We start from the raw sequence: 13,206 nt of genomic DNA on the forward strand, positions 1-13,206 counted from the left end.
CGGGAAATGGCCGAACGCATCCATGAGTTGCTGGACCGCTGGTTGATCGAGGCGCCGCAGCGCGCCTTTATCCACCTGCCGGACCGGACCCTGAGCTACGCCGACCTGGGCGGCATGGCCGAGCGGCTGGAGCGCGAATTGCGCGCCGACGGCGTGCGCGCGGGCGACCGCGTGCTGGTGGTGGCCGAGAACTGCGCCGAGCACGCGGCGCTGCTGGTGGCTTGCAGCCGCGTGGGGGCATGGTCCTGTGGCGTCAACGCGCGCATGGCGCAGGGCGAGGTCGAGGCCTACGCCGCCAAGGCCGACGCGCGGGTGACCTACTTTACCGCCGGCGTTTCGCAGGCCGCCGCGGCCCATGCCGTGCGCCACGACGTGCGGCCCTCGTGCCTCGACGGCCTGGCGCGGTCGGCGCTGCGCACCGAGGCGGTGGCCGAGACCGGCTCGCTGGCGGGCGAGGTGGCGGCCATCATCTTCACGTCGGGCACGACCGGTACGCCCAAGGGCGTCATGATGACCCACCGCGGCGTGCTGCACTTTGCCCGCGTCTCGGCCGAATCGCGCGCCCTGGATGCGCGGGACAAGGTCTACGCGTACGCGCCCATGACCCACATTTTCGGGCTGGGCACGGTATTGCTGGCGTCGCTGCATGCCGGCGCCGCGCTGGAAATGCGTCCGCAGTTCGATCCGGCGGAGCTCTTCGATGCGCTGGCGCAGCGGGGCGTGAGTCAGGTGCAGGGCCCGCCGGCGCTGTTCGCCCGGCTGCTGCAGTATTGCGCCGAGCACGGCATCGCGCGGCCCGAGGCGCCGCGGCTGCGTTACCTGTACGCAGGCGCCGGGCTGCTGGACATGGCGCTCAAGCAGGAGGTCGAGGCCGTCTTCGGGCAGACGCTGCATCATGGATACGGCCTGTCGGAGTACGCCGGGTCGCTGCATGCCACGCGCCTGGGCGAGTCGCGCGCCGACACCAGTTCCGGCTATGCCTTCGCCGGCGCGCAGCTGCGCATCGTCGACCCGGCCACGGGCCGCCCGCTGCCCGCGGGCGAGCGCGGCGAAATCTGGCTGCGCGGCGTGGGCCTGATGCCTGGCTACTTTCGCGACGCCCAGGCCACGGCCGAAGCGATGCGCGACGGCGGCTGGTACGCCAGCGGCGACCTGGGCGAGCTGCATGCCGACGGGGCGCTGCTCGTCGTCGGCCGCATCAAGGAAATGATCATCCGTTCGGGTTTCAACGTCTATCCCGCCGAAGTCGAACAGGCGCTCAACGGCTTTGCGGGCATTCTGCGTTCGGCGGTGGTGGGGCAGAAGGAAGCCGATGGCAACGAGGCCGTGATTGCCTTCGTGGTGCAGGATCGGGCCAACCCGCCCGACATGGCGGCCTTGCGGCAGCATCTGCGCACGCAGCTGGCGCCCTACAAGCGGCCCGCGCGCATCATCGCCATCGATGAGCTGCCGGTGAGCGCGAACGGGAAGCTGCAGCGTCGGCGCCTGCTCGAGAAGCTGTAGCCCTGGCCGGGCTACAGCTGGCCGTCGAAGTCGGCCAGCAATTCCTGCAGCGCGGCGGCGGTCTGCTTGAGCGCGGGGGCGATGCGTTCGCGTTCGGCCTGCAGGTCGAGTTCGACATCGGCCTTGCCGCAACTCATGGAGATCGGAATGCGCTGGCGGCCCGCCCAGATGGGCATGGCGACGCCGAAGGTGCGGCGTTGATAGCCGCCCATGACCGCGCACGTGCCGGTGGACGCCAGTTCGTCGAAGGAGGCGTGGATGGAGCGCTCCAGGGCGGCGCCTTCGTCGCCTGCGTGGCGCTTGTATTCGGCGATCAGCTGGCGTTGCTGGTCGCACGGCAGCGCCCACAGGTACGCGCGTCCTATGGACGTGGTGCTCATGGGCAATACCGAACCCACGCCCAGGCGCAGGGTCGCCACCTTGCGGCTGACCCGATAGCCGATATAGAGCAGGTCCAGCCCGTCCTGGATGCCCAGCGCGACCGATACGTCGAGCTGGTCGGCCAGATTCTGCAGCAGGGGTTGCGCGGCCTGCAGCATTTCGTTGGTATCGAGGTACGCATGGCCGATGCCGAGGGATCCCGCCGCGAGCTCGAACTCGCGGCGGCCGGGCACCTGGCGCAGGAAACCGACCTGAAGCAGGGTCGACGTCAGCCGGGATACGGTGGCCTTGGGCAGGCCCGTGCGCCGGACCAGTTCGGCGTTGCTCAGCGGCGTGCGGTCGGACCGGAAAGCGCGCAGCACTTTGAGGCCGCGTTCCACCGTCATCAGCGCGGCGCTTTCCGAGTCATGCTCGTCGACGGTGTCGGGCAGGGATGTCATGACGTATTCCATACACGTTGGATTTCCTCGACCATGCGCACCAGCGCCGGCCCCAGCTCGCGCGTGCTGCGGGCCCGGCCTATGCGCGTGGCGGGCCCCATGCAGCTGACGGCCAGGGGCGCCAGGCCGGGCCGGCGGATGGGCGCGGCCACCATGGTCATGGGATGGCCCGATTCGCCCAGGGCCACGCAAAAGCCGTCCTTGCGAACCTGGAGTATGGCTTCGTTGGCGTGCCGGCGCATGGGGTTCCAGTCGCTTTTGGGTTCGGCGGGCGCGTGCGGCCGGGCGCGCAGCAGGTAATCGCGCTCGGCTTCGGGCAGGCAGGCCAGCAGGGCCCAGCCGGCCGCCGACGACGCCATGCCCAGGCGGGTGCCCACGCCTGGCTGCAGCAAGGCGGGCAGGGCGTCGGTGAGACAGCTGTCCATGACCACGAGGTCCAGGCGGTCGCGGCAGCTCAGCTGCACGTTGACCTGGTGGTGTTCGGCGAACACGCGCATCAGCTGGTTGGTGGGCCGGTGGATCTCGGCGTCGACCGCCGCGCCATAGCCCAGCGCCAGCACCGACGGACTGAGGCAGAACCGGCGCGTATCGGGGGCGCAATGCAGGTAGCCGAGCGTGACCAGGGTGCTGGTCATGCGGGTCACGGTGGACGCCGGCAGGCCCGTGCGGGCGACGAACTCGCTGTTGCTCAGCCATTGGTCCCGGGACGAGAACGACGCCAGGACGGACAGCGCCCTGGCAAACGGCGCGACGGTCGGGCGACGGCTCTGGGCAGCCGGTGCAGGGTCAGGGAATCGGGAAAGCATGCCGTTCGTGAAACGCACTTATCAAACTAACATTCATTAGAATAAAGCGCTGGCGCCGAAAATCGATTAGGGTTTTCCCGCCACCCGCGCACCGGCGGGCCAGCAAGGCGGGAGCGCCGGCGGTCGGCGCCTGGCGAGGAGGCAGGCTCGCCGGCCGGCGCGGGATGGATGCCACCGGTCGATGGCGACGCCGGGCGCGGCCGGGCGCCGTGGCGTCACGCGCCGGCTCGGGGGCGCTGGCGCGGGACGTCCGCGGGCTGGGCGGCTTGCGGCGCGAACTCCAGCAGCAGGTCTTTCGCCTCGATACGGTCGCCCACCGCGACGACGATGCGCGACACCACGCCGTCGCGCTCGGCGCACAGAGTGTTCTCCATTTTCATGGCCTCGATCGTCACCAGGGGCGCGCCGCGCCGCACCGCCTGCCCCGCCCGGACCGAGACCGCCGACACCATGCCGGGCATGGGAGCGCCCAATTGTCCGGCATTGCCGTCCTGCGCCTTGGGGCGCGCCTGGTCCTGCGCGCCCGCTAGGCCGGCGCGCGCGACCCGCACGGAACGCGACTGGCCATTGAGCTCGAAGAACAGGCGGTGCTCGCTGCCGCCCTTTTCTTCGGCCCGGCCCAGCAAGCGTATCAGCAGCGTCTTGCCCTGGTCGATATCGACGGCCATCTCCTCGCCCTCGGCCAGGCCGTAGAAGAAGACGGGCGTGGGGATGGCGCAGACGTCGCCATAGCTGCGCTGGTGCGCGGCATAGTCGGCGTAGACCTTGGGATACATGAGCCAGCTCGCCAGGTCGGCGTCGCTGACCGGACCGTCGGTGGCCTTTTCGGCCCGGCCGCGCTCGGCCTCCAGGTCCACGTCGGGGATATGGGCGCCGGCGCGGCCCTCGAGCGGCGCCTCGCCCTTCAGGATGCGTTGCTGCAGGGCCGGGGGAAAGCCGTCGGCGGGATAGCCCAGCTCGCCGCGCATCATCGACACCACGGATTCCGGCAGGGACAGCTCGCGTTCGGGGTCGAGCACATCGGCGGCCGTGATGCCGCCGGCGACCATGAACAAGGCCATGTCGCCGACCACCTTGGACGACGGCGTGACCTTGACGATGTCGCCGAACAGCTGGTTGGCGTCCGCGTAGCACCGGGCGATGTCGTCCCACCGGGCGTCCAACCCCATGGCGCGCGCCTGTTCGCGCAGGTTGGTGTACTGGCCGCCGGGCATCTCGTGGCGGTAGACGTCCGAGGTGCCGCTGCGCATGTCGGCTTCGAAGGGGGCGTAGTAGCGGCGCACATTCTCCCAGTAGCGCGAGAACGGCGCGATGCTTTCGTGCCGCATGCCGGTCTCGTGGCCAGTATGCTGCAGGCCGGCGATGATGACGCCCAGGCTGGGCTGCGACGTCAGCCCGCTCATGGCGTCCATGGCGCCGTCGACGGCATCGGCGCCGGCCTCGGCGGCCGCCAGTACGCTGGCCACCGAGCCGCCGCTGGTGTCGTGGGTGTGGAAATGCAGCGGCAGGCCGACCTCTTCGCGCAGCGCCTGGACCAGCGCGCGGGCGGCCGGCGGGCGGCACACGCCGGCCATGTCCTTGATGCCGATGATGTGGGCGCCGGCCCGTTCGAGCTGGCGCGCCATGTCCACGTAGTACTTCAGCTGGTACTTGGGGCGGCTGGCGTCGAAGATATCGCTGGTGTAGCAGATCGTGCCCTCGCACAGCGCGCCGCTTTCGATGACGGCGTCCATGGCCACGCGCATGTTCTCGACCCAGTTGAGCGAGTCGAAGACGCGGAACAGGTCGATGCCTTCCCGGGCTGCCTGCTGGACGAAGTAGCGCACGACGTTGTCGGCGTAGTTGGTGTAGCCGACCGCGTTGGAGCCGCGCAGCAGCATCTGGAACAGGATGTTGGGCGCGGCCGCGCGCAGCTTGCGCAGGCGGTCCCACGGGTCTTCCTTGAGAAACCGCATCGCCACGTCGAAGGTGGCGCCGCCCCAGCATTCGAGCGAGAACAGCTCGGGCAGCAGCCGGGCGTAGTGGGGGGCGATGGCCAGCATGTCCGTCGTGCGCATGCGCGTGGCGAACAGCGATTGATGGGCGTCGCGCATGGTCGTGTCGGTCAGCAGCGTGCGCGGCTGCGTCCGCATCCACGCCGAGAACGCCGCGGGGCCGAGTTCGAGCAGCCGGTCGCGGGTGCCGGCCGGCAGGGGCGCGGCGAGATCCGCCTTGGGCAGCGCCGGGCGCGCCAGCGGCGCGGCGGGGGGCGTGCGTCCCTGCATCTCGGGGTGGCCGTTGACCACCACCTCGCCGATGAACCGCAGCAGGCGGCTGGCGCGATCCTTGCGCGGGGCGATCTCGAACAGCTCCGGCGTGGTGTCCAGGAAGCGCGTGGTGCATTTGCCCTGCGAGAACTGGGGGTGCGCGATCACCTTCTCCAGGAACGCTAGGTTGGTGGCGACCCCCCGGATGCGGAATTCCCGCAATGCACGGTCCATGCGCTGGCTGGTTTCCTCGGGCGTATGGCCGCGCGCGGTCACTTTCACCAGCAGCGAATCGTAGTAGGGCGTGATCACCGCGCCGGTATAGGCCGTGCCGGCGTCCAGCCGTATCCCCGGGCCCGCGGCGCTGCGGTAGGCGGTGATGCGCCCGTAGTCGGGCGCGAAGTCCTTGCGCGGATCCTCGGTCGTGATGCGGCATTGCAGCGCATGGCCCGACAGGCGGATGTGCTCCTGCGCGGGCAGATAGTCGTCTTCGCCTATGCGCACGCCCTCGGTCACGCGGATCTGGGCCTTGACGATGTCCAGGCCGGTCACTTCCTCGGTGACCGTGTGTTCGACCTGGATGCGCGGGTTCACCTCGATGAAATAGAAGTTCCCGGTGTCGGCGTCCATCAGGAACTCGACCGTGCCGGCATGGGTGTATCCGACCCCCCGGGTCAGGGTGAGCGCGGCCTGGAACAAGGCCTGGCGCCCGGCGTCGCCGAGATAGGGGGCGGGCGCGCGTTCGATGACTTTCTGGTTGCGCCGCTGCACCGAGCAATCGCGTTCGAACACATGCACCAGGTTGCCGTGCTGGTTGCCCAGCACCTGCACCTCGACATGGTGGGCGCGCTGGACCAGCTTCTCCAGGTACACCTCGTCGTTGCCGAAGGCCGCGCCGGCTTCGCGCCGCGCCGAGGCGATGGCGGGCAGCAGTTCGGCCTCGTCGTGGATGGCGCGCATCCCGCGGCCGCCGCCACCCCAGCTGGCCTTGAGCATCAGCGGATAGCCGACTTCCCGCGCCAGGCGCAGGCATGCGGCGTCGTCGTGGGGCAGGGCGTCGGTGGCGGGGACCACGGGCACGCCCAGGCTGATGGCCAGGTTGCGCGCGGCGACTTTATTGCCCAGGCTGCGCAGTACCGCGGGGCTGGGGCCGATGAAGGCGATGCCGGCGTCGTCGCAGGCCTGGGCGAAGTCGGGGTTCTCCGACAGGAAACCGTAGCCGGGGTGGATCGCGTCGACGCCGGCCCGGCGGGCGATGTCGAGAATGCCGGGAATGTCCAGGTAGGCCTCGATGGGCCGCCGCCCCTGGCCGATCGGGTAGCTTTCGTCGGCCTTGAAGCGGTGCAGGGAAAAGCGGTCTTCGTTCGCATAGATGGCGACGGTGCGGATGCCCAGTTCGGCAGCGGCGCGCATCGCCCGGATCGCGATTTCGCCGCGATTCGCGACGAGGATGCTCTTGATAACGGTAGTCATGGCCTGGTGGCTCGGCTAGCTGGTGTCGCGCGGGCTCGGGGCTTACAGCTCGCGCAGCATGTTGCGCGCGATCACGGTCTGCTGGATCTGCGTGGTGCCTTCGTAGATGCGGAACAGGCGCACGTCGCGATAGAAGCGTTCGATGGCGTATTCGCTCATGTACCCCGCGCCGCCGAAGATCTGTACGGCGCGGTCGGCCACGCGGCCGCACATCTCGGAGGCGAACATCTTGGCGCACGAGGCCTCGGTCGAGTTGGGCAGCTTGTCGTCGCGGCGGCGGGCGGCGTCCAGCACCATGCTGCGGGCCGCGTAGATCTCGGCCTTGCTGTCGGCCAGCATGGCCTGCACCAGCTGGAAGGTGCCGATGGGCTGGCCGAACTGCTTGCGTTCGGCCGCATAGCGCAGCGCCATGTCCAGCATGCGTTCGGCCACGGCCACGCACACGGCCGCGATGTGGATCCGGCCCTTTTCCAGCACCTTCATGGCCGTCTTGAACCCCTGGCCTTCCTTCAGGCCGATCAGGTTGGCGGCGGGCACGCGCACGTTCTCGAAGATGACGTCGCAGGTATGCGCGCCCTTTTGCCCCATCTTTCTGTCGCGCTTGCCGAAGCTGATGCCCGGCGTGCCCGCGTCGACGATGAAGGCCGATACCCCGGCCGCGCCCTTGTCGGCCGGGTTGGTGCGCGCCATGAGCGTGAACATGCCGGCATGCGGGGCGTTGGTGATGAAGCGCTTGGTGCCGTTGACGACGTAGGCGTCGCCGTCCTTGATGGCCGTGGTGCGCAGGGACGCCGCGTCGGAGCCCGCCTCGGGCTCGGTCAGCGCGAACGACGCCATGATTTCGCCGGTGGCCAGGCGAGGCAGGTATTTTTCCTGCTGCTCGGGCGTACCATCGAACAGAATGCCCTGCGAGCCGATCCCGACCGTGGTGCCCAGCAGCGAGCGGAAGGCCGCGAGGCGCGGCACAGCTCGAACACGACCAGCACTTCCTCTTTCATGGTGAGGTCGAGCCCGCCGAACCGCTCGGGGATGGTCAGGCCGAACAGGCCCATGGCCTTCATGTCGGCGACGATGTCTGCGGGGATTTCGTCGGTTTCGGCCACGAGTTCCTCGTTGGGAATCAGGCGTTCGCGCACGAAGCGGGAGATGGTGTCGAGCAGGCCATTGAGCGTTTCTTGGTCGCGGATCATGTCGGGTCGTGGGAAAAGGAAAGTGATGCGCCGATGCTGCGCCCGGCGCCGGCGTGGATCAAGCGCTTTGCCATGATTGTTCCGAAAGATGGAATTGAATTGGCGACCCCTGCATGGGCGGACCCGGGGGATGTCCCTGCGAGCCTTTGCCAATGTACGGAACAAAGTGCGGATAGTGGTTGACCGGAACCGGCGCCGCTTTCATCGTATGCGGCAGTTCCTAGCCTACCTGCCTGCCATGTCCATCGATCCTCGCCATCTGCTTGCCCGTTCTTTCCCGGTCATCGAGCATGCCTATTCGCTGCGCGACACCGCCCTCTACGCCCTGGGCCTGGGGCTGGGCGCCGATCCCATGGACGGCGGCCAGCTGCGCTATGTCTACGAAGGGCAGGATGGCAAGTCGCTGCGCGCCATGCCCACCATGGCCAACATCCTGGCCTATCCCGGGTTCTGGGCCCGCGAGAGCGATACCGGGATCACCTGGCAGAAGCTGCTGCACGCGGAGCAGGAAATCCATATCCACGCGCCGCTGCCGGCCAGCGGGCGCGTCACGGGCGCGACGCGCATCACCGGGCTGTGGGACAAAGGGCCGGGCAAAGGCGCCTTCCTGCAGCAGACGCGCGACATCACCGATGCGGCGACCGGCCAGCTGCTGGCCTCCGTGGTGCAGCTGAGCCTGCTGCGCGGCGACGGGGGCTTCGGGGAGGGCGGCAGCGCGGGCGCGCCGCCGGCCGCCCATGCCATGCCGGAGGGCGCGCCCGATCATGTCTGCGAGCTGGCGACGCCGGCGCAGCTGGCGCTGATCTACCGCCTGAGCGCGGACCTCAATCCGTTGCATGCCGACCCGGCGGTGGCCGCCGCGGCGGGCTTCGCGCGCCCCATCCTGCACGGCATGGCCCTGATGGGGGTGGCCGCCCACGCCGTGCTGCGCACGGTGCTGGACTATGACGACACGCGCTTTCAGGGCATGCGCGTGCGGTTCACGGCGCCGGCCTGGCCCGGCGATACGCTGCGCACCGAGATGTGGGTCAACGGCAAAACGGTATCGCTGCGCACCACCGCGGTCGAGCGCGATGTGGTGGTGCTGAACAACTCGCGGGTCGACCTGCGCTGAACGAACGATTTCAACAGGAGAGAAAATGGATCTGGGTCTGACTGGCAAAGTAGCCATTGTTACGGGTTCGGCACGCGGCCTGGGCGCCGCCACGGCGCGGCGATTGGCCGAGGAAGGCGCCAAGGTCGTCATCACCGACATCAACGCCGAACTGGCGCAGGAGACGGCCCGGCGCATGCAGGACGACGGCCTGGCCGCCCATTGCATCATCGGGGATGTGACCAAGGCCGCCGACGTGCAGCGCCTGGTCGAGGAGACGGTGGCGCATTTCGGCGGCGTGCATATCCTGGTGAACAACGCCGGCGCGCCGCGCGACAAGTATCTCGTGAAGATGAGCGAGGACGACTGGGACTTCGTGATGGCGGTCATGCTCAAGGGCGCCTTCCTGGCGGCCAAGGCGGTGATGCCGCATTTCATCGAGCAGGGCTGGGGCCGCGTCATCAACATAAGCTCCCGCGCCCACCTGGGCAATCCGACCCAGGCCAATTACTCGGCCGCCAAGGCCGGCCTGATCGGCCTGGCCAAGGCGCTGTCCAAGGAAGAGGGGCGCTACGGCATTACCTGCAATTGCGTGGCCCCCGGCTTCATGGAAACCGAGATGGTCCAGGCCTTGTCGACCTACGAGACCATCAAGGAACAGGCCGTGGCGGCCCAGCCGATCAAGCGCGTGGGCAAGCCCGATGACATCGCCGACGCGGTGGCCTTCCTGGCCAGCGAGCGCGCCGGCTTCATCAGCGGCGAAGTGCTGCACGTGACGGGCGGACGCTACGGTTGATCGCGTCCTTGCCGCGCGGGCGGGGATAGAAGGTAATAATGTGTGGCGTTTTCCGGACAAGCGTCAGCACCTGGTTTTCCATCAATATGCATAGGTGTTTGAAATGAGACGAGCAGCCATAGTTTCTCCGCTGCGCACGCCCGTGGGGGCATTCGGCGGGGCATTGAAGGCGGTTCCCGTGGAAGAGCTGGGCGCCGCCGTGGCGCGCGCCATCGTGCAGCGTACGGGCCTGGACCCGGCACGCATCGACGACGTGGTGTTCGCCCAGAGCTACGCCAGCGGCGAGACGCCTTGCACCGGGCGCTGGGTGGCCCTGCAGGCGGGATTTCCGATCGAAGTGGCCGGCATGCAGCTGGACCGCCGCTGCGGCGGCGGCGTGCAGACCGTGGCCACGGCGGCCATGATGGTGCAGACCGGCGCGGCCGATGTGGTCATGGCCGGCGGCGTCGAGAGCATGAGCAACGTCGAGCACTACACGACCGATATGCGCTGGGGCAAGCGCGCCGGCTCGGTCACGCTGCACGACCGGCTGGACCGGGGGCGCGAGCGCTCGCAGCCCGAGAGCCGCTTTGGCCGCATCAGCGGCATGATCGAGACGGCCGAGACGCTGGCGCGCGAGTACGGCATCAGCCGCGAGCAGGCCGACCTCTTCGCCGCGCGCAGCCACCAGCGGGCGGCCGCGGCGCAGGCGGCGGGCCACTTCGATGCGGAGATCGTTCCTATCTCGGTTGCGCAACGCAAGGGCGAGCCCCTGCTGGTCGGCCAGGATGAAGGCGTGCGCGGCGAGACCAGCGCCGAGAGCCTGGGCAGGCTGCGCACCATCATGAAAGAGGGCGTGGTCACCGCCGGCAACGCCTGCCAGCAGAACGACGCCGCGGCGGCGTGCCTGATCGTCGCCGAGGACAGGCTGGAGGAGCTCGGCCTCGAACCCATGGGCTGGCTGGTCGGCTGGGCCGCGGCCGGCTGCGACCCGGCGCGCATGGGCATCGGCCCGGTGCCGGCCGTGAGCAAGGTGCTGGCGCGCACCGGCCTGGGCTTCGACCAGATGGACCTGATCGAGCTGAACGAGGCGTTCGCCTGCCAGGCGCTGGCCTGCGTCAAGGGCTGGGGAAGTTCGATGGACGCGCTGGAGGACCGGCTCAACGTCAACGGCTCGGGCATTTCGCTGGGCCACCCCGTCGGCGCGACGGGCGTGCGCATCATGACCACGCTGTTGCACGAAATGCAGCGGCGCAAGGCCCGCTACGGCCTGGAGACCATGTGCATAGGCGGTGGCCAGGGCATAGCCATGATTGTCGAGCGCGCCTGAGAAGACAAGATGATGCATACCAACGATTCTTCCCATGTCTGGCAGCCGGGCCAGCGCGAACTGCAGGATTCCGGCATCGCGCACCTGATACGTACCCTGGGCGTCGCTACGTACGACGACCTCATGCGGGTGTCGGTGGAGGAGCCCGAGCGCTACTGGAACACCGTGATGCGCGAGTGCGCGATCGCGTGGGACGAGCCGCCCACGGGCTATGTGGACCTGGCGCGCGGGCCGCAGTTTCCCAGCTGGTTTCCCGGCGGCAGGCTGAACTGGGTCAATACCATCTACGCCTGGGCCAGGAACCCGGCCACCGCGGGGCAGACCGCCGTGATCGGCGAGCGCGAGGACGGCAGCGTCGGTTCGCTGACCTACCAGGAACTCGAGACCCGCGTGCGTGAATTCGCGGCCGGCCTGGCGCGGCACGGCGCCAGGCCGGGCGACCGCATCGGCCTGCTGATGGAAAACGGCGTCGATGCCACGGTGTCCCTGCTTGCCATCGTGCACCTGGGCGCCCTGGTCGTGCCGCTGTTCAGCGGTTTCGGCGTCGATGCGATCGTGGCCCGCCTGTCGGCCGCCGAGGCGCGCATGGTGATCGCGTCCACCGGCTTCCAGCGCCGTACCAAGCGCGTGGACGTGCAGGGCGCGCTGCGCGACGCATGGCGCCAGCTGCCGTTGCTCAAGAACGTGGTCTGGAAGCGCGCCGACGGCGAAAGCGCCCAGGACCAGCGGGACCTGGACTGGCAGCAGATCGCCACGGCCGCGCAGGGCCAGGGCCAGGATCCCGTGTCGGTGACGCCCGATACGCCCTTCATGGTGATCTACACCTCGGGCACCACCGGCAAGCCCAAGGGCGTCGTGCACCCGCACGGCAGCTTCCCGATCAAGATCGCGCACGATTCGCTGGTCCATTTCGACGTCCATCCCGGCGACGTGTATTGCTGGCCGGCCGACATGGGCTGGATCGCCGGAACGCTGGTGCTCGGCTGCGCATTGCTGCGCGGCGCCACGCTGGTGTGCTATGACGGCGCGCCGGACTATTCCGACTGGTCGCGCATGTCCCGGGTGGTGGAGCGCCACAAGGTGACGCACTTCGGCTCGGCGCCCACGCTGATCCGCGGCATGGCCAGCAACGAGACGCTGGCGCTGGCGGGCGATCGCGCCACGGTGCGCGTGCTGATCACGGCGGGCGAGGGTATCGCGCCCGAGCATTTCATCTGGTTCCAGCAGCGCTTCGGCGACGGCTCGGCGCCGCTGGTCAATTACACCGGAGGCACCGAGGTGTCGGGCGCGCTGCTTTCGAGCGTGCCGATCCGCCCGATCCCGCCCAGCGGCTTCAATACCATTTCGCCGGGCGTGGCCGTCGACGTCGTCGATCCCGACGGCCACAGCGTGACCGGCGAGGTCGGCGAGCTGGCGGTGCGCGCGCCTTTCGTGGGCATGACCCAGTCGTTCTGGCACGACGACGCGCGCTATCTCGAAACCTACTGGCAGGCCATCCCCGGCATCTGGGTGCATGGCGACCTGGCCCTGCGCACCCCCGAAGGCTATTTCTTCATGATGGGGCGCTCGGACGACACGCTGAAAGTCGCGGGTAAGCGCCTGGGTCCGGCCGAGGTGGAGGAGGTCGTCCTGGAACTGCATGACGTGGCCGAGGCGGCCGCCATCGGGGTGGCCGACGCCGCCAAGGGCCAGAAGCTGGTGGTCTTCGTCGTGCCCAGGCCCGGCGTCAGCGTCCCGGACGACGCGCTGCAGGCCGCCGTGATCGGCCACGTGGACAAGCGCCTGGGCCGTCCGTTCCGGCCCGGCCGGGTGCACGTGGTGAGCCAGTTGCCCAAGACGCGCAGTTCCAAGATCATGCGGCGCGTCATCCGCAGCGTGTACTGCGGACAGCCGCCGGGCGATCTTTCTTCGTTGGACAACCCGGCCGCGCTCGACGAAGTGCGTGCGGCCGCGGCCTGACGCCGCGCTG

At 69.1% G+C, this 13,206-nt stretch carries 8 protein-coding genes and 1 pseudogene; 5 read left to right on the forward strand and 4 right to left on the reverse strand.

Annotated elements, in window-relative coordinates:
- Nucleotides 1-6 precede the first annotated feature (6 nt).
- Nucleotides 7-1,503 (forward strand): class I adenylate-forming enzyme family protein, encoded by a 1,497-nt coding sequence (locus tag LK409_RS00845; RefSeq protein WP_041937346.1) that lies wholly within the window; start codon nucleotides 7-9, stop codon nucleotides 1,501-1,503.
- A gap of 11 nt (nucleotides 1,504-1,514) precedes the next feature.
- Here LK409_RS00845 and LK409_RS00850 read toward each other — a convergent pair whose 3' ends face one another.
- The 4 genes and pseudogenes from LK409_RS00850 to LK409_RS00865 all read right to left on the reverse strand — a co-directional run bounded on the left by LK409_RS00850 (nucleotide 1,515) and on the right by LK409_RS00865 (nucleotide 8,039).
- Nucleotides 1,515-2,324, reverse strand: coding sequence for an IclR family transcriptional regulator (locus tag LK409_RS00850; RefSeq protein WP_003807987.1), 810 nt, complete (start codon nucleotides 2,322-2,324; stop codon nucleotides 1,515-1,517).
- Nucleotides 2,321-3,130: an IclR family transcriptional regulator gene (locus LK409_RS00855; RefSeq protein WP_010927586.1), complete on the reverse strand. Its 810-nt coding sequence runs from the start codon at nucleotides 3,128-3,130 to the stop codon at nucleotides 2,321-2,323. The genes LK409_RS00850 and LK409_RS00855 overlap by 4 nt, the downstream gene beginning before the upstream one ends.
- Before the next feature lie 215 nt (nucleotides 3,131-3,345).
- Entirely contained in the window at nucleotides 3,346-6,849 is a 3,504-nt protein-coding gene (locus LK409_RS00860; protein ID WP_010927587.1) for a pyruvate carboxylase, read from the reverse strand.
- A gap of 42 nt (nucleotides 6,850-6,891) precedes the next feature.
- A pseudogene (locus LK409_RS00865) lies at nucleotides 6,892-8,039 on the reverse strand (acyl-CoA dehydrogenase family protein).
- Nucleotides 8,040-8,277: 238 nt separating this feature from the next.
- Between LK409_RS00865 and LK409_RS00870 the strand changes: the two are divergent.
- The 4 genes from LK409_RS00870 to LK409_RS00885 all read left to right on the forward strand — a co-directional run bounded on the left by LK409_RS00870 (nucleotide 8,278) and on the right by LK409_RS00885 (nucleotide 13,196).
- Nucleotides 8,278-9,153, forward strand: a complete 876-nt coding sequence (locus LK409_RS00870; protein ID WP_010927588.1) for a MaoC/PaaZ C-terminal domain-containing protein — start codon at nucleotides 8,278-8,280, stop codon at nucleotides 9,151-9,153.
- A 25-nt stretch (nucleotides 9,154-9,178) separates the two neighbouring features.
- Nucleotides 9,179-9,928 (forward strand): SDR family NAD(P)-dependent oxidoreductase, encoded by a 750-nt coding sequence (locus LK409_RS00875; RefSeq protein ID WP_003807992.1) that lies wholly within the window; start codon nucleotides 9,179-9,181, stop codon nucleotides 9,926-9,928.
- A 103-nt stretch (nucleotides 9,929-10,031) separates the two neighbouring features.
- Entirely contained in the window at nucleotides 10,032-11,237 is a 1,206-nt protein-coding gene (locus LK409_RS00880) for an acetyl-CoA C-acetyltransferase (RefSeq protein ID WP_010927589.1), read from the forward strand.
- Between the two features lie 9 nt (nucleotides 11,238-11,246).
- Nucleotides 11,247-13,196, forward strand: a complete 1,950-nt coding sequence (locus LK409_RS00885) for an AMP-binding protein (protein WP_010927590.1) — start codon at nucleotides 11,247-11,249, stop codon at nucleotides 13,194-13,196.
- Nucleotides 13,197-13,206: the final 10 nt, after the last annotated feature.

The sequence above is a fragment of the Bordetella parapertussis genome, assembly GCF_020735925.1.
Taxonomy (GTDB): Bacteria; Pseudomonadota; Gammaproteobacteria; order Burkholderiales; family Burkholderiaceae_B; genus Bordetella; species Bordetella pertussis.